The sequence below is a fragment of the Kribbella sp. NPDC051718 genome (assembly GCF_040681515.1).
Lineage (GTDB): Bacteria > Actinomycetota > Actinomycetes > Propionibacteriales > Kribbellaceae > Kribbella.
In genome coordinates this window covers 240497-259965 of sequence record NZ_JBFAYZ010000006.1, presented here as the reverse complement: position 1 = coordinate 259965, position 19469 = coordinate 240497, and the positions used below count along the sequence as shown (strand labels likewise).

Sequence of the window (19469 nt, the reverse complement as noted above, 5' to 3'; positions counted from 1 at the left end):
ATGTCGACCTAAACCGCCACAGCTACCCGTCCCACACGCCAGACGCTGGCCGGCCCGCATTGTGCGCGCCTCACCCCCTTGGCAAGGCAGCGGAGTGGAGACGGAGGAGCCGGCGTGGGTGGGGTAGTGGCTAGCGTTTGGTGGCGAGGAGGACTGCGGCGTCGGTGGCGACCATGATTTCTACCGTGGTGAAGCGTTTGTCCTGGAGCCATTCCTGGCGCAGCGTGTCGACGCGGCCTTCGTACATGGGGGGCCAGACGGCGGACGGGGTGAAGTCGTCCAGTACTACGAAGCCGCCGGGCTCGACTGCCTCGGCGATCACGTCGCGGGCCGACAGCTTGGCCTCGCGGGCGTCGACGAAGAGCAGGGAGAACGGGCCGCGCTCGATCAGCGCGGTCCAGTCGGCCGAGAGGACCTCGATCCGGCCGTCGTCGGCGAAGAGCTCCTTGACCACCTGGGCCAGCTGCGGGTCGCTCTCGGCGGTGACGATCTTGGTGTCGTCGGTCGCGCCGTGCCGCAGCCAGGCCGAGCCGACGCCGCAGCCGGTGCCGACCTCGCCGAGGGTTCCGGTCCGGGAGGCCGCCAGAGTGGCGAGCAATCGGCCGGTCTCGTTGCGCGTCGCGCTGACGAATCCACGGCGTCCGGACAGGCTGAGGGCCGCTGAAACCAGCGGCGGCAGTTCTGGGGGAGCACTCACCGGTTGAGAGTTGCACAGCATTGGTCCAGTTGTGTCACTGGTATCTCAGATGTCGAGACAGGATGCCCGCATTGTGGCGAAATAGTCGGACGCCAGAGTATCTTCGGACCCATCATGCAGTTCGTGGTACGCCTTATTCGCTGCCGCGCCGGGGTCCGCTAAGGCCGACCTCCCCGGCGCGGGTTTCGGCGTACCTCCCGCCCGGTAGTGCCAGTCGTCGGCCGTTTGTGACAGCACCAGACCAAACGGGAGAGCAGCATGTACGACATGTATCCGGCCAACTGGAAGGTCGTCGACGGACGCGAGCGCAAGGCCGCCCGCCGTCGCCGTCCCGCCCCACGCCAGGCCGAGACCCAACCAGTCCAAGAGGCCATGAACCGCCGCGACAACGGGGGAGAACCCAAGAAGTGAGCACGCAAAAGTCGTTCAAGCTGGCTGTCGTAGGTGGCGACGGGATCGGTCCCGAGGTCACCGCCGAGGCGCTCAAGGTCCTCGACGCGGTCAGCGCGAACTACGGCGTCACGTTCGAGCGCACGGAGTACGACCTCGGCGCGAAGCGCTGGCACGAGACCGGCGAGACGCTGCCGGACGCCGAGCTCGAGGAGATCCGCGGCCACGACGCGATCCTGCTCGGCGCCGTCGGCGACCCGACCGTGCCGTCCGGTGTGCTCGAGCGTGGCCTGCTCCTCAAGCTCCGCTTCGCGCTGGACCACTACGTCAACCTGCGCCCGTCGAAGGTGTACCCGTCGGTCGGCTCGCCGCTGGCGAACCCGGGCGAGGTCGACTTCGTCGTCGTCCGCGAGGGCACCGAAGGGCCGTACACCGGCAACGGCGGCGCGCTCCGCGTCGGCACGCCGGCCGAGATCGCGACCGAGGTGTCGGTCAACACGGCGTACGGCGTGGAGCGGGTCGTCCGCGACGCCTTCGCCCGGGCGCAGGCGCGGCCGCGCAAGAAGCTCACCCTCGTGCACAAGAACAACGTGCTCGTCTACGCCGGTCACCTGTGGAAGCGGACCGTCGACGCCGTCGCCACCGAGTTCCCGGACATCTCCGTCGACTACCTGCACGTGGACGCGGCGACCATCTTCCTGGTCACCGACCCGGCCCGCTTCGACGTGATCGTCACCGACAACCTGTTCGGCGACATCATCACCGACCTGGCCGCCGCGATCAGCGGTGGCATCGGGCTGGCCGCGAGCGGCAACATCAACCCGGACAAGACCGCGCCGAGCATGTTCGAGCCGGTGCACGGCTCCGCTCCGGACATCGCCGGCCAGCAGAAGGCCGACCCGACGGCAGCGATCCTGTCCACGGCCCTGCTCTGTGACCACCTCGGCCTGACCGAGGCGGCGGCGGCGATCGAGGCGGCCGTGACAGCCGACATCGAGGAGCGTACGGGCGCCCCCCGGACGACCTCCGAGATCGGTGACGCCATCGCCAAGCGCGCTGCGGGCTGAAAGCTGAGGCTCGCATGACCACTTCCTCAACAGGTACGGTGCGCTTATGAGCGCGGATTTGCAGTTCACCGTTGAGCCAAACACCCAACCGGCCAGCGACGACCAGCGCGCCCAGATCCTGGCGAACCCAGGATTCGGGCAGTACTTCACCGACCACATGGCGATCGCCACCTGGACCCGGGACAACGGCTGGCACGACGCGAGGATCACCGCCTTCGGACCGCTGGAACTCTCTCCGGCGACCTCGGTGTTCCACTACGCCCAGACCATCTTCGAGGGGATGAAAGCCTACCGGCACCCCGACGACTCGATCCACATGTTCCGGCCCGAGGCGAACGCGGCGCGGTTCAACCGCTCCGCCCAGCGGCTCGCGCTGCCGGAGCTGCCGGAGGAGGCGTTCCTGGACTCGCTGCGTCAGCTGATCGAGCTGGACAAGGCCTGGGTTCCGACCGGTGGCGAGACCTCTCTGTACCTGCGGCCGTTCATGTTCGGCTCGGACCCATTCCTCGGCGTCCGGCCGTCGGCCCAGGTCACGTACTGCGCGATCGCCTCACCGGCCGGCTCGTACTTCGCCAAGGGCGTCAAACCGGTCCGGATCTGGCTCAGCGAGGAGTACACGCGGGCTGCTCCCGGTGGCACCGGCGCGGCGAAGACGGGTGGCAACTACGCCTCGTCGCTGCTCGCCCAGGCCGAGGCCATCGAGCAGGGTTGCGACCAGGTCGCCTTCCTCGACGCGGTCGAGAAGAAGTGGATCGAAGAGCTCGGCGGGATGAACCTGTACTTCGTCCTCGACGACAGCACCGTCGTCACGCCGGAACTGTCCGGCACCATCCTCGAGGGCATCACCAGGGACTCGATCCTGAAGCTGGTCACCGATCTCGGCTACACCGTCACCGAGCGCAAGATCTCGATCGACGAGTGGCGCGACGGGGCGGCGTCCGGCCGGATCCAGGAGGTGTTCGCCTGCGGGACCGCCGCGGTGATCACCCCGGTCGCCTCCCTGAAGTGGAACGGCGGCGAGGTCCAGGTGGCAGACGGCGAGGGTGGCAAGGTCACCGCAGCCGTCCGCTCGGCACTGCTCGACCTGCAGTACGGTCGCACCACCGACACGCACGGCTGGATGACCAAGGTCTGCTGACCCCCAGCGCAGAAAGGCTCCGGTGACCTCAGCGTCGCCGGAGCCTTGTGCTGGGTGGCTGCGCCCGGCGGCAGACGACGACCGCGACCAGCCAGATCGCCGCTTCCGCGTAGGGCGCCCACGTGGCTGAGACTCCGGTCATCCGCGGACCGCGATCGGCGAGGATCACACCGGTGGCGATCAGGCCGCCGACAGCCAGCACCATGGCGGCCTTGTCATCGGGTGGGATCACCAGCATCGCGATCGCGGCCACCACGCAGACCAGCACCATCAGCACGCCGACGCCTCCGGTCGGCGAATGGTCCTGACCGGGAATCACGCCGGTCAGGCCGAAGCCACTGGCCTTGTAGGCCTCGTGCCCCGGTGATCCGTCGAAGGTGAACCAGGCCGGCGCCAGCACCAGGAGTGCGGCGATGCCGCAGACGACGGCCACGGGCCGGAACTTAGTTGGCTTCATTCATAGGATCCTCTCAGCCGGACCGAGGGACCGGTGGATAGGGTCGAACCTATGAGCGGCTTACCGGACGAGGTTGAGGCGTACTACGCGGAGCTGGCCGATCAACGCGGCTGGCAGCCGGACACCGTGCGGGCCTATCGGGCCTCGGTGGAGCTGATCCGCGACCTCGACCGGGGGACCGGGGCCCGGACCTTCGGGGCGCGCGCGGACGAGTACGGGACGGACTGGCTGTTCGAGGCGGTCTGGCACGAGCGCGAGTGGGTGATCGTCCGGCAGTTGCAGGTCGGCGAGGACGGCACCGTACTGCGGTACTGGTGGCAGCGACTCGAGGACGAGGACGGCGCCCTCACCGAAGAGGGGCTGAATCGCGGCGAATGGGGTCTGCGGCCGCTCAGCCGGGAGGACTTCTATGCGGCCTGGGACGACCCGGGATGGTCGCTCACCGCGTAATTCAGTACTCCGGTGGACGACGTAGTACAGGCTGACGTACTGGATGTTCGCGTTTCGAGACAATCGGCCGCGCCGTGGAATTCCTATGGCAGACTGCCAAATGTCATGAAGACCTACGCGATCATTATTAACTAGGCGCGCTCAGCCAGCAGTACCTGAGCGCGCAGACCTCTCGCACCTTGCGGGAGGTTTTTTGTTTGTCTGAAGCCCCCATCGGAAGGCGATTCCGTGAGCACAACCGACGAGTTCCACGTCTACGACACCACCCTGCGCGACGGCGCGCAGCAGGAGGGTCTGGCGTTGTCAGTGGCCGACAAGATCGCCATCGCCCAGCACCTGGACGACCTGGGGGTTGGCTTCATCGAGGGTGGCTGGCCGGGCGCGGTGCCCAAGGACACCGAGTTCTTCCAGCGGGCCAGGACCGAGCTGCACCTGCGGCACGCGACCTTCGCCGCGTTCGGCGCGACCTGCAAGCCCGGTACGCCGGCAGCCGACGACCAGCAGGTCGCCGCGCTGCGTGAGTCCGGCGCGGCCGTCGTCACGTTGGTTGCCAAGAGCCACGATGCGCACGTCGAGCGGGCCTTGCGCACCACCCTCGACGAGAACCTGCGGATGATCGCCGACACCGTCCGGCACCTGCGTGAGCACGGCCAGCGGGTCTTCCTGGACACCGAGCACTTCTTCGACGGCTACCGCGCCAACCGTGCCTACGCGCTGGAGGTGGTCCGGGTATCGGCCGAGGCCGGCGCCGACGTGGTCGCGCTCTGCGACACCAACGGTGGAACGCTTCCGCGCGAGCTGCAGGACATCGTCCACGACGTACTCGACAACACCGGTGCCCGCCTCGGCATCCACGCCCACAACGACGGTGGCTGCGCGGTCGCCAACTCGATCGCCGCGGTCGAGGCCGGCTGTACCCACGTACAGGGCACGATCAACGGCTACGGCGAACGGACCGGCAACGCCGATCTGCTCGCGGTCGTGGCCAACCTCGAACTCAAGCGCGGGATGGAACTGCTCCCGCCCGGACGGCTCGCCGAGTCGTACCGGATCGCGCACGCGATCGCCGAAGTGACGAACGTGCCGCCGTCGACCCGGCAGCCGTACGTCGGTGTGTCAGCTTTCGCCCACAAGGCGGGACTGCATGCCAGTGCCATCAAGGTGGATCCCGATCTCTACCAGCACACGGATCCGGCCCTGGTGGGCAACGACATGAGGATGCTCGTCTCGGAGATGGCCGGCCGGGCGAGCGTCGAGCTGAAGGGCCGCGAGCTCGGCTTCGACCTCGGCAACGACCGCGATCTGGTCAGCCGGGTGACGGACCGGGTGAAGGAGATGGAGTCGCGCGGGTACACGTTCGAGGCCGCGGACGCGTCGTTCGAGCTGCTGCTGACCGAAGAGGTCGCAGGCGAACGGGTGAGCTTCTTCGACGTCGAGTCGTGGCGGGTGATCACCGAGTCGCGGGCCGACGGCGAAGCGGTCTCGGAGGCGACGGTCAAGCTCGTCGCCGGTGGCGATCGCGAGATCGTCACCGGCGAGGGCAACGGCCCGGTGAACGCGCTCGACCATGCTTTGCGGGCAGCGATCGAGCGCGCGTATCCGGTGGTCAACAAGTTCGACCTGGTCGACTACAAGGTCCGCATCCTCGACCAGGGTCACGGCACGGACGCGGTAATCAGAGTTCTGATCGAGACGGCCGACGGTGAGGGTTCGTGGCTCACCGTCGGGGTCGGCCACAACATCATCGAGGCTTCGTGGGAGGCGCTGGTCGACGGCGTCACCTACGGTCTGCTTCGCCACAAGGAGGTCGTGCGATGACCACGCTGGCAACCCTGGAACCGGTCGAATACGTAGTACCTGAACGGATCCTCACCACCTTCACCGCTCAGGTGGTGGAGACCCGCGGCCTGCTCGCCCGGATCGCGGTCCAGCTGAACCCGTACGACGTCCGCGAACTCAAGCTCTGCCTGGAGACCAGCACCCTCCGTATCGTTGTCGAAGGCAACGGCTTCGACGCCGGCCGGGTCGCCGCCCGGCTCGACAAGATCATCGGCGTCCTCGAGGTCAGCTACTGCTGAGGCTCTGGAAGAAGGTCGTGATATCGGCGGCTAATGCCTCAGGGACTTCCAATGCGGAGAAATGGCCGCCGTGCTCGAATTCGGTCCATTGCCGGACATCGAACAAGTACTCGACGTGAGCTCGGACGGCCAGCGTGATGTCGTGGGGCATTACCGCGACGGCGATGGGTGCCTTGCAGGTCGGTGGCGCGATGCCGGCGGTTTCCTTGGTGAGTCTGGCGGCTGAGCCGGCCGTACCGGTGAGCCAGTAGAGCGAGACGTTGGTCAGGATCTCGTCGCTCGAGATTCGGGCCTCCGGGTCGGTCCATTCGGTGTACTTCTCGGCGATCCAGGCGAGCTGGCCGACGGGCGAGTCGGTCAGGGCATACGAGATCGTCTGCGGCCGGGTCGCCTGCAGGGACTGGTACGCCGGGCGGTTGGCGATCAGCGCCTTGATCCGGCCCAGGCGCCGGGTGTCCTCCTCGTCGAGCTCGAACGTCACGCCGGGCGGCGGCGGACCGGGCAGGTAGGTGAGGTGCACGCCGACCACCTTGTCGGGCGCGACGGCCGCCAGCGCGCGGGAGATCCCGGACCCGAAGTCGCCGCCGTGGGCACCGTACCGGTCGTAGCCGAGCCGGCTCATCAGCTCCGCCCAGGCTTCGGCGACCCGAGGGACACCCCAGCCCTTCTCGTGCGTCGGTCCGGAGAATCCGAAGCCTGGGATGGACGGGATCACCAGGTGGAACTCTGCGGACAGCGGCTCGATCACCTGCAGAAACTCCAGGAAGGAGCCCGGCCAGCCGTGCGTGAGGATCAGAGGCAGTGCACCCTCGCGCTTCGACCGGATGTGAACGAAATGGATCCGCTGGCCGTCGATCTCGGTGGTGTAGTGCGGCAGCTCGTTGAGCCGGGCCTCGTGCTTGCGCCAGTCGAAGGTCGTCAGCCAGTAGTCCGCCAGCTCTTTGACTCTGGCGAGCGGGATTCCGTAGTCCCAGCCGACGTCCGGTAGCTCGTCGGGCCAGCGGGTGCGGGCGAGGCGGTCGGCCAGGTCGTCGAGGTCGGCCTGCGGTACGTCGATCGTGAACGGCTCGATCATCATCCACTCCTTTGTTGGTGCGACCAACGATACGTCAGATTTATTGGTCGCGCCAACAATAAAATAGACAGTCTGGACTGGACAGTTTGAACTGAAGGTTTATCGTGGAGGTATGGAGATCTCGGAGTCCGCCGCGCTCGCGGCCAGCGAGGTGCGGGTGACGTTCGGTCGCCTTCGGCGGCGGCTGAGGGCCTTGGCGGCGTCCGATGACCTGACGCCGTCGCAGGAGGCGGTGCTGAGCCGGCTCGACAAGCACGGCGTGGCGTCCGCCAGCGATCTCGCCGCGGCCGAGCGCGTCCGCCCGCAGTCGATGGCCGCCACGGTCGCGGTCCTGGTGGAGCTGGGCTTCGTCCAGCGGACCCCTGATCCCGACGACGGTCGCAAGCAGTTGATCTCGCTGACCAAGGCGGGGGTCGACCGCCTGCGAGGTGATCGGCAGGTTCGGCAGGAGTGGCTGGCCGCGACCTTGCAGGAGAAGTGCACCGAGGAGCAGCGGCAGACCATCATCCAAGCCCTCGCACTGTTGGATGAAGTGACCCAGGCGTGAGTTCCGCGGGTTTCGATCGCAAGCTGATCGCGCCGATGATGCTCGGCTCGATCCTCAACCCGATCAACTCGTCGATGCTGGCGGTGGCGCTGATCCCGATCGGCGCCGCGTTCGGCATCCCGCCGTCCCAGACGGCCTGGCTGGTCACGGGCCTGTACCTCGCCACGGCGGTCGGCCAGCCGGTGATGGGCAAGCTCGTCGACACGTACGGACCACGCCGGCTCTACCTGATCGGCACCGCGCTGGTCGGAGTCGCCGGCCTGATGGGTGCGCTGGCGCCGAGCCTCGGCTTCCTGATCGCTTCGCGGGTTCTGCTCGGCTTCGGTACTTCGGCCGCGTACCCGGCCTCGATGTCGCTGATCCGCAGCGAGGCCGACCGCACCGGCCAGGAGAGCCCGACCGGCGTGCTGAGCGCCCTGTCGATCGCCAACCAGGTGATCGCGGTGATCGGCCCGACGCTCGGCGGCGTGCTGATCGGGCTGGGTGGCTGGCATCTGATCTTCACGATCAACGTGCCGCTGTCGATCGCTTGCGTCCTGCTCGGCTGGTTCTGGCTGCCTCGGCGCGCGACCGGCGTACGGACCGGGCAGCGGTTGGACTATGCCGGGATCGTGTTGTTCGCGGCGATGCTGGTGTCGCTGATGGTCTTCCTGATGCTGCCTGCCGTGTCTCGGTTGTACCTGCCTGTGCTCGCGATCGCGTTCGGCGCGGCCTTTGCGCGGCGGGAGCTTCGGACGCTGGAACCGTTCATCGACCTGCGGGTGCTCGGTGGCAACGCGCCTTTGCTCGCGACGTATGCGCGGCAGGTGCTGTCGTTCGTCGTCAGCTACTCGTTCCTCTACGGGTTCGCCCAATGGCTGGAGGAGACGCGCTCGCTGAGTGCGTCCGCGGCCGGGCTGGTGCTACTGCCGATGTCAGGGGCCGCGATCGTGATCACCGCGATCACGGGCCGGCGGGCTCAGGTACGAGGCAAACTCGTTGCCGGGAGCATCGTCTTGCTGCTGGCCGTCGCCGGCCTTCAACTGGCCAACGCAGGAAGCGCTCTCTGGCTGCTAATCGCACTCGGCATCACCGCAGGCTTCCCCCAAGGCCTCAACGGCCTAGCCAATCAGAACGCCCTCTACCACCAAGCAGATCCCGCCCGCATGGGCTCCTCCGCCGGCCTGCTCCGAACAGGCACCTACCTAGGCGCCCTCATGGCAGCCGCCGCCAACGCCACCTTCTTCAAAACCGGCGCCACCACCACCGGCCTCCACCACCTGTCCCTCTTCCTCCTGCTCACCAGCTCCCTCCTACTGCTCCTCACCGCCCTGGACCGCTCGCTCCGCCGAATCGGCCGATCACCCGCTGGCCCAACCCACAGCTGAGCCAGATCCGGCGACCTTGAACACCAAACGGCGACCTTGAACAAGTTATTACCTGTTCAAGGTCGCCGGTGGGTGTTCTAGGTGACTACTTCAGTCCCAGCTGAGGCCGCCGCCGGACTGGTATTCGATGACTCGGGATTCGAAGAAGTTCTTTTCCTTCTTGAGGTCCATCATTTCGGACATCCAGCCGAACGGGTTGCGGGTCTCGCCGAAGATCGGGGCGATGCCGATCTGCTCGGCGCGCCGGTCGGTGACGAAGTGCATGTACTGCTCGCACAGGTCCGCCGTCAGGCCGAGCATGCCGTTGGGCATGGTGGCTCGGCCGTAGGCGACCTCCAGTTCGCACGCTTCGGTGAGCATCTGGCGGACCTCGGCCTGGAACTCCGGGGTCCACAGGTGCGGGTTCTCCTGCTTGATCTGGTTGATGCAGTCGATGCCGAAGTTCAGGTGGATCGACTCGTCGCGCAGGATGTACTGGTACTGCTCGGCGATGCCGACCATCTTGTTGCGCCGGCCGAGCGACAGGATCTGCGCGAACCCGGTGTAGAACCACATGCCCTCGAAGACCACGTAGAACGCGATCAGGTCGCGCAGGAAGTCCGTGTCCGATTCGGGCGTACCGGTCTTGAAGTCCGGGTCCTCCAGGTGCTGCGTGTACTTGAGCGCCCACGCGTCCTTGTCGGAGATCGACGGCACCTCGCGGTACATGTTGAACAGCTCGCCCTCGTCCAGCCCGAGCGACGTGCAGATGTACTGGAAGGTGTGCGTGTGCACGGCCTCCTCGAACGCCTGGCGCAGCAGGTACTGCCGGCACTCCGGGTTGGTCAGCTGCCGGTAGACCGCGAGCACGATGTTGTTCGCGACCAGCGACTCCGCGGTGGCGAAGAAGCCGAGGTTGCGCTTCAGCATCAGCCGCTCGTCCTCGGTCAACCCATCGCGAGACTTCCAGAGCGCGATGTCGGCCTGCATCGAGACCTCGGTCGGCATCCAGTGGTTGTTGCATCCGGCAAGGTACTTGTCCCAGGCCCACTGGTACTTCAGCGGCAGCAGCTGGTTCACGTCCGCCCGCGCGTTGATCATCGCCTTGTCGGTGACGTCGATCCGCGCCGCTCCGAGGGTGATCTCACCCAGTCCTGTGGTCGTCACTGGCAGGCCTCGCAGTCAGGGTCTTCGATTGAGCAGACGGCGCCCGTGGGTTCTGGTAGTGCAACTGGTACTGCGTTGAGCCGGCCGTCCGTGCCTTGCAGCGTGGACTTCTCGACGTGCGTGGCCGACTGGGAGCGTAGGTAGTACGTGGTCTTGAGGCCGTGGCGCCAGGCCGACCGGTACAGCTCGTCGAGCGCCTTGCCCGACGGCGCCGTCATGTAGAGGTTGAGCGACTGAGCCTGGTCGAGCCACTTCTGCCGGCGCGACGCCGCCTTGACCAGCCATAGCGGTTCCATCTCGAACGCGGTCGCGTACAACTCCTGCAGGTCGGCCGGTACGCGGTCGATCTGGGACAGGATGCCGTCGTGGTACTTGAGGTCGGAGACCATCACCTGGTCCCACAGCCCGCGCGCCTTGAGGTCGGCGACCAGGTACGGGTTGGCGACGGTGAACTCGCCGGACATGTTCGACTTCACGAACAGGTTGCGGTAGATCGGCTCGATCGACTGGCTGACCCCACAGATGTTGGAGATCGTCGCGGTCGGCGCGATCGCCAGGACGTTGGAGTTGCGCATGCCGTCGCGGAGTACCTTGCCGCGCAGCGCGTCCCAGTCGAGCTGCTTGCTCGTATCGACGGTCAGGTCGCCGTTGCGCGCCCGGCGCAGCAGCTCGAGCGAGTCGATCGGCAGGATGCCCTGGCTCCACAGCGAGCCCTCGTACGTCTGGTACCGGCCGCGCTCGGCGGCGAGATCGCTCGACGCCTCGATCGCGTGGTAGCTGATCTGCTCCATCGAGCTGTCGGCGAACGCGACGGCCGCGTCGGAGCTGTACGGGATGCGCAGCGCGAACAGCGCGTCCGCGAAGCCCATCAAGCCGAGGCCGACCGGGCGGTGACGCTGGTTCGCGCGCTCCGACTCGGGCGTGGTGTAGAAGTTCACGTCGATCACGTTGTCGAGCATCCGGATGGCCGTCTTGACGGTGCTCTTCAGAAGCTCGGCGTCCAGACCGGTGTCCGTCAGGTGCGCGACCAGGTTGACCGAGCCCAGGTTGCAGACCGCGGTCTCGTCGACGGTGGTGTTCAGGGTGATCTCGGTGCACAGGTTCGACGAGTGCACGACGCCGTCGTGCTGCTGCGGCGAACGCAGGTTGCACGCGTCCTTGAAGGTGATCCACGGGTGACCGGTCTCGAACAGCACGGTCAGCATCCGGCGCCAGAGATCGACGGCCTTGACCCGGCGGAACACCCGGATCTCACCACGGTCGGCGGCTGCCTCGTAGTTCTCGTACGCCGTCCGGAACGCGGCGCCGTACAGGTCGTGCAGGTCCGGCGCCTCGTCGGGCGAGAACAGCGTCCAGTCGCCGCCGGCCTCGACCCGCTGCAGGAACAGGTCGGGCACCCAGTTGGCCGTGTTCATGTCGTGCGTGCGGCGACGCTCGTCACCGGTGTTCTTGCGCAGGTCGAGGAACTCCTCGATGTCCATGTGCCAGGTCTCGAGGTACGCGCAGACCGCGCCCTTGCGCTTGCCGCCCTGGTTCACCGCGACGGCCGTGTCGTTGGCGATCTTGAGGAACGGTACGACGCCCTGCGACTCGCCGTTGGTGCCGCGGATCTTGGCGCCGATCCCGCGGACCGGGGTCCAGTCGTTGCCCAGACCACCCGAGTACTTCGCCAGCAGCGCGTTGTTCCGGATGCCCGCGAAGATGCCGGACAGGTCGTCGTCGACCGTGGTGAGGAAGCAGGAGCTGAGCTGCGGGCGCGTAGTACCGGAGTTGAAGAGGGTCGGCGTGCTCGACATGAACCGCATCGAGCTGAGCAACTCGTAGAACTCGATCGCGCGGTCCTCGCGGTTCTCCTCCTTCAGCGAGATGCCCATCGCCACCCGGAGGAAGAACGCCTGCGGGAGCTCGAACCGGATCTTGTCGATGTGCAGGAGATAGCGGTCGTACAGGGTCTGCAGGCCGAGGAAGGCGAAGTCCAGGTCACGCTCGGGCTTGATCGCCGCGGCCAGCTTGGCCAGGTCGAACGTGGCCAGCTCGGGGTCGAGCAGGCCTGCGTCGATACCGGTCTGGATGTACTGCGGGAAGTAGTCGACGTATGCCGTGGCCATGTCGGCCTGGCTCGCCTGCCGCGGCTCACCGTGCACCCGGCCGAGCGTCTCGCGACGGATCTGGTCGAGCAGCAGCCGGGCGGCCGCGTAGCTGTACTGCGGTTCCGTCTCGACGTACCCGCGCGCCGCCATCACCAGCGCGAGCTCGACCTCGTGCTGCGCGATGCCGTCGTAACAGGAGCCGAGCGTCTCGTTGAGGATCAGCTCGGCATCCACCGAGTCGAGGCCCGTCGCAGCCTCGGCGACGATGACGCGGAGCCGGTCGACGTCCAGCGGAGCGGTGCTGCCGTCGGCGGCTCGGACGGTGATCACCGGCTGGGTTTTGGTACTCAGCTCGGCCGCTGTGTCGGGGGTACGGGCCTTGGTGCGCTCTTCGCGGTACAGGACGTAGGCGCGAGCGACCTGGTGCTCGCCGGCCCGCATCAGCGCCAGCTCGACCTGGTCCTGGATGTCCTCGACCTGGACGCTGCGCCTCGCGTCGCCCCTGCTGGTGATCGCTTGGATGATTTTGGCGGTGAGGTCGGCGATCAGGTCGCGGACGCGGTGGCTGGCGCCGGCCTCGCTGCCCTCGACCGCGAGGAACGCCTTGCTGAGCGCGACCGAGATCTTGGTCGGGTCGAAGGCGGTGCTGTTGCCGTCCCGGCGGACGACGGTGAGCTGGTTCGGGGGTGCGGCCTGGTCTTTGGCTGACTGACCTGCTGAAACGATGGTCACAAGCGCTCTCTCCACGCGAGTCTCTTGGTGACCGAGACCCGGTTGAGCGCATGACGGGACGCGCGCGCAGATCGTCGAGGAGCCCAGACTCCACCCGTGGGCTGCCCGCGCGGTACTGCCACTGCTGGTGCGCGCCAACCCGACGGTCTGCTGCTGTCTCGCCCTGCGACCCGCCCTCGAGGTCTCGGACAGCGCGTGCCGGCGGCACGCGCGCCGGTCGCAGGTATTCGGGCTCACGGGACTGCTTCATCCGCTTACCGCTGCGGGGCAGCCCCGGATTCTCACCGGATTCCCCTGTCGACCAGTGCTGAGACCTTAACCCGCTGAACCCCACATCTAGTGCCTCGACTCGCCGCATGTCGCACATCTTGTGTGAAAAACGCATCTCGGGGCAATGTCAAGTTTGGCTCAGCGGCTCCGACCCGGTACTGAGAGTCGTCCAACGAGGAGCCGGTATGAGTGAGTTGTTGCAGGAGCAGATCCAGTCCGTCATCGACGGGCTGGTCGCGTCGGGTGCGGAGAACGGCGTACAGGCCGCTGTCTACCGTCGGGGTGAGTTGATCGTGGATGCGGTGGCGGGGATGGCCTCGGCTCGGAGGCCGGTCGCGTCGGACACGTTGTTCTATGCGGCGTCGGCGGTGAAGGGGGTGACGTCGACCGTTGTGCACGTGCTGGTGGAGGAGGGGGTGTTGTCGTACGACACGGTGGTGGCTTCGCTGTGGCCTGAGTTCGGGGCTCATGGCAAGGAGTCGGCGACTGTTCGACAGGTGTTGACGCATTCGGCCGGCGTACCGGCGGTGCCCGCGGATCTGACGTTGGCGCGGTTCTGCGATTGGGACGAGATGTGTGCGGTGATCGCCGGGCTGGAGCCGTGGTGGGTGCCGGGGTCGCGGGTCGGGTATCACGCGGTCACCTTCGGCTTCATCGTCGGCGAGGTCGTGCGACGGGTTTGCGGCGCGCCGATCTCCTCGGTGCTGGCTGATGGGATCGGTGCGCGGCTGGGGATCGCGGGGGAGTTGTACTTCGGCGTACCGGCGTCGGAGTTGGGGCGGGTGGCGCATTTCGAGGACGACCCGGCTGGGGCGGCTATGTTCGCTTCCTTGCCTCCGGACTTTCCGCTCTTCAAGTCGGGCCCGCGATCGCTGTTCCCCAACGCGGCCCTCGCCAACAACGTGGAGGTGACGATGGCGGACATCCCTGCCTGGGGGACCGTCACCGCTCGCGGCTTGGCCCGGATGTATGCCGCTCTGATGTCTGAGGTCGACGGCGTACGCCTGGTGCCGCCCTCCCGACTGCGCGAGATCACAGCCCTCTCCACCACCGGCCTCGACGAGATGACCGGCGGACCCGCGCAGTACGGCCTCGGCTACACAGTCGGCCAGGTCGGCATGCGCCCCGTGTCACCGACCGTCTTCGGCATGGTCGGCATCGGTGGCAGTGCCGCGTACGCCGACACCGCCACCGGCATCTCGGTAGCCGTCACCAAGAACCGCTTCAACCCCACCGAAATCAACGCTTTCGACCAGGTCTGGGACCTCGCCACCCGGGCCTGTTAGCGGGGTGGTCGGAGTACTGCGAAGGGGTCGGTGACGGTCAGTTCGCGGGCGGCGAATTTGTAGACGGTCGCGGGCCGGCCGCCGCTCTGGCCGGGGGAGGCTCGGCGCTCGGTCGGGTCGATGACGTGGCGTCGGGTCAGGACCCGGGTCAGGTTGGTGGCGCCGAGCTCATACCCCAGTGCGGCGCTGAACAGATCGCGCAGCTCGGCGATCGTGAACTCCAGGGGAGCCAGCGCGAAGCCGATGTTCGTGTAGGACAGCTTGGCGCGCAGCCGACCGACCGCGGCATCGATGAAGTAGTGATGGTCGAACGCGGTCGGTGGCAGGTCGTCGACCGGATGCCAGACCGTGTCGGACGGAAGCACCGGCTGTACGTCGGACGGAACCAGGCCGAGGTATGCCGTCGCCAGGACGCGGGCCCGCGGATCGCGATCGATCGCACTGTGGGTGGCCAGCTGTTCGAGGTGTGCGACGTCGCGGACGTCGACCTTGGTCGCCAGGTGCACGCTGATGGCTTCCCGGAGCCGCTGGGTGGGCTCGACCCCGCCGCCGGGCAGCGCCCAGCGGCCGCGATGCGGGTCTCGTGCGCGCTCCCACAGCAGGACGCACAGCCTGCCGTCCCGGACCGACAGGACCACTGACAGCACCTCGTGCGGGTAGCTGGGGAAGTTAACCGGATCACCTTTCTTGGCTGCGGGCACGACGCCGATGGTAGCGTGCAGCTAGTTATCGCCTCTGGAGCGAAAACCTCATGGAGGGCGGGCATGCTGTGCAACTCACAACGGAGACGGTCCGGACCGCGGTCGCGGCCGCGTTGGCCGAGGACCGGTCGGTGGACGACGTCACCACCAGATGGAGCGTCCCGGCCGAACTGCAGGTCGAGGCGACGGTGGTCGCCAAGCAGGCGGGTCGGGTGGCCGGTCTGCCGCTCCTGCAGGGCGTGTTCGCCGCGATCGATCCCACCGTCACGGTGCGGCCGGCTGTTGCCGACGGCGATCCGGTCCTGCCTGGACAGCGGCTCGCGTCGATCAGTGGTGCGGCGCACTCGATCATCACCGGCGAGCGGGTGGCGCTGAACTTCGTCCAGCGAATGTCCGGCATCGCAACCCTCACGGCAGCCTTCGTGGCCGCTATCGGAGCGCGCCCGGTCCGGCTCCTCGACACCCGCAAGACAACGCCCGGCCTCCGGGCCATGGACAAGTACGCCGTCAACTGCGGCGGCGGTACGAACCACAGGCTCGACCTGGCCGCCATGGTCCTGCTCAAGGAGAACCATCTCGCCGCGGCCGGCGGCATCCTCCCGGCCGTACGCCGGGTCCGGGACGGCATGACCGCGGAAGGCAGAGGTCTGGCGATCGAGGTCGAGGTCACCACCGCGGAGGAAGCCCTCGAGGCGCTGGGCTGTCAGGTCGAGTGGATCCTGCTGGACAACATGCCGCCTGAGGAGATGGCGCTGATCGTCAAGCAACGCAACGCCTCCGGGTCCTCCGCACAGCTCGAGGCCTCCGGCACCATCACGCTCGACACCGTCGCAGACGTCGCCGCCACCGGTGTCGACGCCGTCTCGGTCGGCGCCCTGACCCATTCCCCCACGGCACTCGACATCAGCCTGCTGGTCGCCCGCGATCACGGCGTCAACTGAGGAAGAAGGAACTGTTGTGACCACTGGTCAGAACACAGCGATCAGCTGGCAGGACGAGGTACGCCGCCTCGCCCAGGAGCGCGACGCGGTGATCCTCGCCCACAACTATCAGGAACCGGCGATCCAGGACGTCGCCGACCACGTCGGCGACTCACTCGCACTCTCGCGGATCGCTGCCGAGACCGACGCCTCAACCATCGTGTTCTGCGGCGTGCACTTCATGGCGGAGACCGCCAAGCTTCTCAGCCCGGACAAGACCGTGCTCATCCCCACTGCTCAGGCGGGTTGCTCGCTGGCCGACACCATCGACGCCGACCAGCTACGGGCCTGGAAGGCCCAGCACCCCGATGCCGCGGTCGTTGCCTATGTCAACACCACCGCGGCGGTGAAGGCCGAGGCCGACGTCTGCTGTACGTCGTCCAACGCGGTAGAGGTGGTGAACTCGATTCCGGCGGATCAGCCGATCCTGTTCCTGCCCGACCAGTTCCTCGGAGCACACGTCCGGCGGCAGACCGGCCGGGACAACATCGAGGTGTGGATGGGCGAGTGCCACGTGCATGCCGGCATCAGCGCGGCCGACCTGCGCGCTCAGGTGGCGGCCGATCCCGAGGCCGAGGTCCTGGTCCATCCCGAGTGCGGCTGCGCGTCGTCCGCCATCTGGCTCGCCGGCGTGGGTGATCTGCCGGCCGAGCGGACCCACATCCTGTCCACCGCCGGCATGCTGGAAACTGCCCGCGACCTGACCGCGAAGACGGCCCTGATCGCGACGGAGATCGGCATGCTCCATCAGCTTCGCAAGGTCAACCAGCGGACGAATTTCGTGCCGGTGAACCCGAAGGCCTCGTGCCGCTTCATGAAGATGATCACCCCGGAACTGCTGGTCCGATGCCTGCGGGAAGGCCGCGACGAGATCCAGCTACCGCCCGAGATCGTCGAGCGGGCCCGGCGTTCGGTCGAGCGGATGGTTGCCATCGGCAAGCCTGCGGGTGCTCGATGACGCGTGCCGTCGACGTGGTCGTGATCGGCTCCGGCGTGGCGGGCCTGTCGACCGCGCTCGGTCTCGCAGCGACCCGCGACGTCCTTCTGCTCAGCGCGGGCGACGGCAGCACGCCCTGGGCGCAGGGCGGCGTCTCGGCCGCGTACGGCGAGGACGATCCGCTCGACCACTGGCGTGACACCGACATCGCGGGCGCGGGATTCTGCGATCCCCGCAACGTTCGGGCGCTGGTCGAGGAAGGACCGCAGCGACTCGCCGAGCTCATCGCCCACGGGGCTCGTTTCGACCGCAACGCCGATGGATCGCTGTCGAGAACTCTGGAGGGCGGCCACAGCCGTCCCCGGATCGTGCACGCCGGCGGCGACGCGACCGGGGCGGAAGTGCATCGCGCGCTCCGTACCGCAGTGCAGCGAACCAGCGTCCGGACGATGACCGGACGGACCGTCGGCCTGGTCCAGTCGGACTCCGGAAGCATCGTCGGTGTGCTCGTCGAGAACGGCAACCAGCTCACGCAGATCGACGCGCGCGCCGTCGTAGTGGCCACCGGTGGTATCGGCAATGCCTACCTGGCGAGCACCAATCCGTCGTCGGTGCGCGGGGACGGCATCGCCCTGGCGTTGCGAGCCGGCGCATCACTGGTGGACATGGAGTTCGTCCAGTTCCACCCCACAGCACTGCGCACCGGTGAGACGAGTGGTCAGTTGCCTCTGGTCACCGAGGCCGTCCGGGGCGAAGGCGCCGTACTGCGCGACGCCCACGGTCGCAGGATCATGGACGGATTGCACCCGCGAGCCGATCTGGCCCCGCGGGACGTCGTCGCCCGGGCGATCGAGGCGACGATGCGCCGGGACGGATCCGACCACGTCTGGCTGGACGCGACAGGTGTCGCGCCGGACATCCTGCGGCGGCGATTCCCGACCGTACTGGCCTCCTGCGCACGCATCGGCGTCGACATGTTGTCCGAGCAGATCCCGGTCGCACCGGCCGAACACTTTCTGTGTGGCGGCGTTCGGACCGACCGCAACGGCGCAACCGACGTACCAGGTCTGTACGCCGTCGGCGAGGTCGCCGCGACCGGCGTCCATGGGGCCAACCGGCTCGCCTCCAACAGTCTGCTGGAGGGATTGGTCTTCGGCCGGCGTGTCGCCACGGCCCTGACCCTCGAGCTCCCCGCGGCGGACCACGGCAGCTCGCACGAGGTCACGCTGGGCGAGGATCGCGAACCGGAGCGGATCCGCACGATCCTGAGCAGGTACGCCGGCATCCGTCGCGACGGCGCTGGTCTGAACGCCGCCGCGGACGAGCTCGAGACCGCCGGCACCGGACCGCTCGCAACGGTGGCGCGGTCCGTCATCGTGGCAGCGACCGCACGTCAGGACAGCCGCGGTTGCCACTGGCGCTCCGACCATCCCCACTCCGACAGTCGCTGGGACGACCACATCGTCGTACGTCTCGACGAGGGAGGCCGACCGACGACCCGGCAACTTCAGCGTTCGCCGGCTTGAGGATCAATACAACAACACTGGAGGTTCCATGCCCAAGGGGTACTGGGTCAGCGTCTACCGCACCATTTCAGACCCTGAGAAGCTGGCTGCTTACAACAAGCTGGCCGCTCCGGCCGTCGAGGCCGCAGGCGGTCGGACCTTCGTCCGTGGCGGTCGGGTCGTCGCGCATGACGCCGGGATCGCCGAGCGCACCATCCTGGTCGAGTTCGACAGCTTCGAGCAGGCCGTCGCGGCGCGCGAGAGTACGGCCTACCAGGAGGCGCTGGTCGCCCTGTCCGACGGCGTCGAGCGCGACTTCCGCATCGTCGAAGGCATCGACTGACCCAGGCGGAGGAGGTGATGGAGTGGGGCCTGGCTGCCAAGGCGCTCTCCAGGGCGGCGGGTAGGAGGCATCTGCCTTGACAGCCAGGCGATCGGGGGAGGCCGACCGGTCGACCTGCTTGCCGTGATGGCGCGGTCCGACTCGTGAGCGGAGGACCTGTCCTTGGAGCGGCTGGCCAACCGGTGGTGTGGTGGGCCTGACCGCCGAGGCGCG

General features: G+C 67.5%; 19 protein-coding genes and 1 riboswitch. Of the genes, 13 read left to right on the top strand and 6 right to left on the bottom strand.

The window, feature by feature from the left end; genetic code table 11:
- Window positions 1-130 precede the first annotated feature (130 nt).
- The gene (locus AB0M15_RS23840) at window positions 131-697 is read right to left on the bottom strand and encodes a class I SAM-dependent methyltransferase (RefSeq protein ID WP_328326545.1); all 567 of its coding nucleotides are present in this window, start codon (window positions 695-697) and stop codon (window positions 131-133) included.
- Window positions 698-955: 258 nt separating this feature from the next.
- Between AB0M15_RS23840 and AB0M15_RS23835 the strand changes: the two genes are divergently transcribed.
- From AB0M15_RS23835 to AB0M15_RS23825, 3 genes are read left to right on the top strand one after another with little or no spacing between them, the layout of a single operon-like run.
- Window positions 956-1108, top strand: coding sequence for a hypothetical protein (locus AB0M15_RS23835; protein WP_020392829.1), 153 nt, complete (start codon window positions 956-958; stop codon window positions 1106-1108).
- Window positions 1105-2154 carry a 3-isopropylmalate dehydrogenase gene (locus AB0M15_RS23830; protein ID WP_363823014.1) on the top strand — a complete coding sequence of 350 codons (1050 nt, stop codon included), beginning with the start codon at window positions 1105-1107 and terminating at the stop codon, window positions 2152-2154. Before AB0M15_RS23835 ends, AB0M15_RS23830 begins: the two co-directional genes overlap by 4 nt.
- 46 nt (window positions 2155-2200) lie before the next feature.
- The gene (locus AB0M15_RS23825; RefSeq protein ID WP_363823010.1) at window positions 2201-3292 is read left to right on the top strand and encodes a branched-chain amino acid aminotransferase; all 1092 of its coding nucleotides are present in this window, start codon (window positions 2201-2203) and stop codon (window positions 3290-3292) included.
- 28 nt (window positions 3293-3320) lie between these two features.
- On the opposite strand, the gene AB0M15_RS23820 is transcribed toward AB0M15_RS23825, so the two are convergent.
- Entirely contained in the window at window positions 3321-3749 is a 429-nt protein-coding gene (locus AB0M15_RS23820) for a hypothetical protein (RefSeq protein ID WP_363823007.1), read from the bottom strand.
- Between the two features lie 51 nt (window positions 3750-3800).
- Here AB0M15_RS23820 and AB0M15_RS23815 point away from each other — a divergent pair, with 51 nt between their 5' ends.
- The 3 genes from AB0M15_RS23815 to AB0M15_RS23805 all read left to right on the top strand — a co-directional run bounded on the left by AB0M15_RS23815 (window position 3801) and on the right by AB0M15_RS23805 (window position 6277).
- Complete coding sequence (locus tag AB0M15_RS23815) at window positions 3801-4199, top strand: hypothetical protein (RefSeq protein WP_363823005.1); 399 nt, start codon at window positions 3801-3803, stop codon at window positions 4197-4199.
- Between the two features lie 228 nt (window positions 4200-4427).
- Window positions 4428-6017 (top strand): citramalate synthase, encoded by a 1590-nt coding sequence (gene cimA / locus AB0M15_RS23810; RefSeq protein WP_363823002.1) that lies wholly within the window; start codon window positions 4428-4430, stop codon window positions 6015-6017.
- Window positions 6014-6277: a hypothetical protein gene (locus tag AB0M15_RS23805; RefSeq protein WP_363822999.1), complete on the top strand. Its 264-nt coding sequence runs from the start codon at window positions 6014-6016 to the stop codon at window positions 6275-6277. The genes cimA and AB0M15_RS23805 overlap by 4 nt, the downstream gene beginning before the upstream one ends.
- Here the strand turns inward: AB0M15_RS23805 and AB0M15_RS23800 are convergent.
- Window positions 6264-7352 (bottom strand): epoxide hydrolase family protein, encoded by a 1089-nt coding sequence (locus AB0M15_RS23800; RefSeq protein WP_363822996.1) that lies wholly within the window; start codon window positions 7350-7352, stop codon window positions 6264-6266. The two genes, AB0M15_RS23805 and AB0M15_RS23800, sit on opposite strands and share 14 nt — an antisense overlap.
- Window positions 7353-7464: 112 nt before the next feature.
- Between AB0M15_RS23800 and AB0M15_RS23795 the strand changes: the two genes are divergently transcribed.
- Together AB0M15_RS23795 and AB0M15_RS23790 are read left to right on the top strand one after the other, a co-directional pair.
- On the top strand, window positions 7465-7899 hold the full coding sequence (locus AB0M15_RS23795) for a MarR family transcriptional regulator (RefSeq protein WP_363822993.1): 435 nt from the start codon (window positions 7465-7467) through the stop codon (window positions 7897-7899).
- On the top strand, window positions 7896-9266 hold the full coding sequence (locus AB0M15_RS23790; RefSeq protein WP_363822990.1) for an MFS transporter: 1371 nt from the start codon (window positions 7896-7898) through the stop codon (window positions 9264-9266). Before AB0M15_RS23795 ends, AB0M15_RS23790 begins: the two co-directional genes overlap by 4 nt.
- 90 nt (window positions 9267-9356) lie before the next feature.
- On the opposite strand, the gene AB0M15_RS23785 is transcribed toward AB0M15_RS23790, so the two are convergent.
- Both AB0M15_RS23785 and AB0M15_RS23780 read right to left on the bottom strand, forming a co-directional pair.
- Complete coding sequence (locus tag AB0M15_RS23785; RefSeq protein ID WP_363823830.1) at window positions 9357-10427, bottom strand: ribonucleotide-diphosphate reductase subunit beta; 1071 nt, start codon at window positions 10425-10427, stop codon at window positions 9357-9359.
- Complete coding sequence (locus tag AB0M15_RS23780; protein WP_363822987.1) at window positions 10409-13249, bottom strand: ribonucleoside-diphosphate reductase subunit alpha; 2841 nt, start codon at window positions 13247-13249, stop codon at window positions 10409-10411. The genes AB0M15_RS23785 and AB0M15_RS23780 overlap by 19 nt, the downstream gene beginning before the upstream one ends.
- Before the next feature lie 185 nt (window positions 13250-13434).
- Window positions 13435-13564: riboswitch (cobalamin riboswitch) on the bottom strand.
- A gap of 125 nt (window positions 13565-13689) precedes the next feature.
- Here AB0M15_RS23780 and AB0M15_RS23775 point away from each other — a divergent pair.
- The gene (locus tag AB0M15_RS23775; RefSeq protein ID WP_363822985.1) at window positions 13690-14790 is read left to right on the top strand and encodes a serine hydrolase domain-containing protein; all 1101 of its coding nucleotides are present in this window, start codon (window positions 13690-13692) and stop codon (window positions 14788-14790) included.
- On the opposite strand, the gene AB0M15_RS23770 is transcribed toward AB0M15_RS23775, so the two are convergent.
- Window positions 14787-15491, bottom strand: coding sequence for an NUDIX domain-containing protein (locus tag AB0M15_RS23770; protein ID WP_363822982.1), 705 nt, complete (start codon window positions 15489-15491; stop codon window positions 14787-14789). The two genes, AB0M15_RS23775 and AB0M15_RS23770, sit on opposite strands and share 4 nt — an antisense overlap.
- Before the next feature lie 68 nt (window positions 15492-15559).
- On the opposite strand from AB0M15_RS23770, the gene nadC reads away from it, so the two are divergent.
- The 4 genes from nadC to AB0M15_RS23750 are packed head-to-tail and all read left to right on the top strand — an operon-like array spanning window position 15560 to window position 19256.
- Entirely contained in the window at window positions 15560-16432 is an 873-nt protein-coding gene (nadC, locus tag AB0M15_RS23765) for a carboxylating nicotinate-nucleotide diphosphorylase (protein ID WP_363822979.1), read from the top strand.
- 16 nt (window positions 16433-16448) lie between these two features.
- Complete coding sequence (nadA, locus tag AB0M15_RS23760; RefSeq protein WP_363822976.1) at window positions 16449-17429, top strand: quinolinate synthase NadA; 981 nt, start codon at window positions 16449-16451, stop codon at window positions 17427-17429.
- A complete protein-coding gene (gene nadB / locus AB0M15_RS23755) occupies window positions 17426-18934 on the top strand; it encodes an L-aspartate oxidase (RefSeq protein WP_363822973.1) in 1509 nt (502 codons plus the stop codon). The genes nadA and nadB overlap by 4 nt, the downstream gene beginning before the upstream one ends.
- Window positions 18935-18962: 28 nt before the next feature.
- Window positions 18963-19256, top strand: coding sequence for a DUF1330 domain-containing protein (locus AB0M15_RS23750; RefSeq protein ID WP_363822971.1), 294 nt, complete (start codon window positions 18963-18965; stop codon window positions 19254-19256).
- Window positions 19257-19469: the final 213 nt, after the last annotated feature.

What these genes read in the sequence shown, in the direction of transcription:
- AB0M15_RS23835 (WP_020392829.1), top strand. Translation starts at nt 956, where the DNA reads ATGTACGACATGTATCCGGCCAACTGGAAGGTCGTCGACGGACGCGAG.
- AB0M15_RS23825 (WP_363823010.1), top strand. Translation starts at nt 2,201, where the DNA reads ATGAGCGCGGATTTGCAGTTCACCGTTGAGCCAAACACCCAACCGGCC.
- AB0M15_RS23820 (WP_363823007.1), bottom strand. Translation starts at nt 3,749, where the DNA reads ATGAAGCCAACTAAGTTCCGGCCCGTGGCCGTCGTCTGCGGCATCGCC.
- AB0M15_RS23815 (WP_363823005.1), top strand. Translation starts at nt 3,801, where the DNA reads ATGAGCGGCTTACCGGACGAGGTTGAGGCGTACTACGCGGAGCTGGCC.
- AB0M15_RS23805 (WP_363822999.1), top strand. Translation starts at nt 6,014, where the DNA reads ATGACCACGCTGGCAACCCTGGAACCGGTCGAATACGTAGTACCTGAA.
- AB0M15_RS23800 (WP_363822996.1), bottom strand. Translation starts at nt 7,352, where the DNA reads ATGATCGAGCCGTTCACGATCGACGTACCGCAGGCCGACCTCGACGAC.
- AB0M15_RS23795 (WP_363822993.1), top strand. Translation starts at nt 7,465, where the DNA reads ATGGAGATCTCGGAGTCCGCCGCGCTCGCGGCCAGCGAGGTGCGGGTG.
- AB0M15_RS23775 (WP_363822985.1), top strand. Translation starts at nt 13,690, where the DNA reads ATGAGTGAGTTGTTGCAGGAGCAGATCCAGTCCGTCATCGACGGGCTG.
- nadB (WP_363822973.1), top strand. Translation starts at nt 17,426, where the DNA reads ATGACGCGTGCCGTCGACGTGGTCGTGATCGGCTCCGGCGTGGCGGGC.
- AB0M15_RS23750 (WP_363822971.1), top strand. Translation starts at nt 18,963, where the DNA reads ATGCCCAAGGGGTACTGGGTCAGCGTCTACCGCACCATTTCAGACCCT.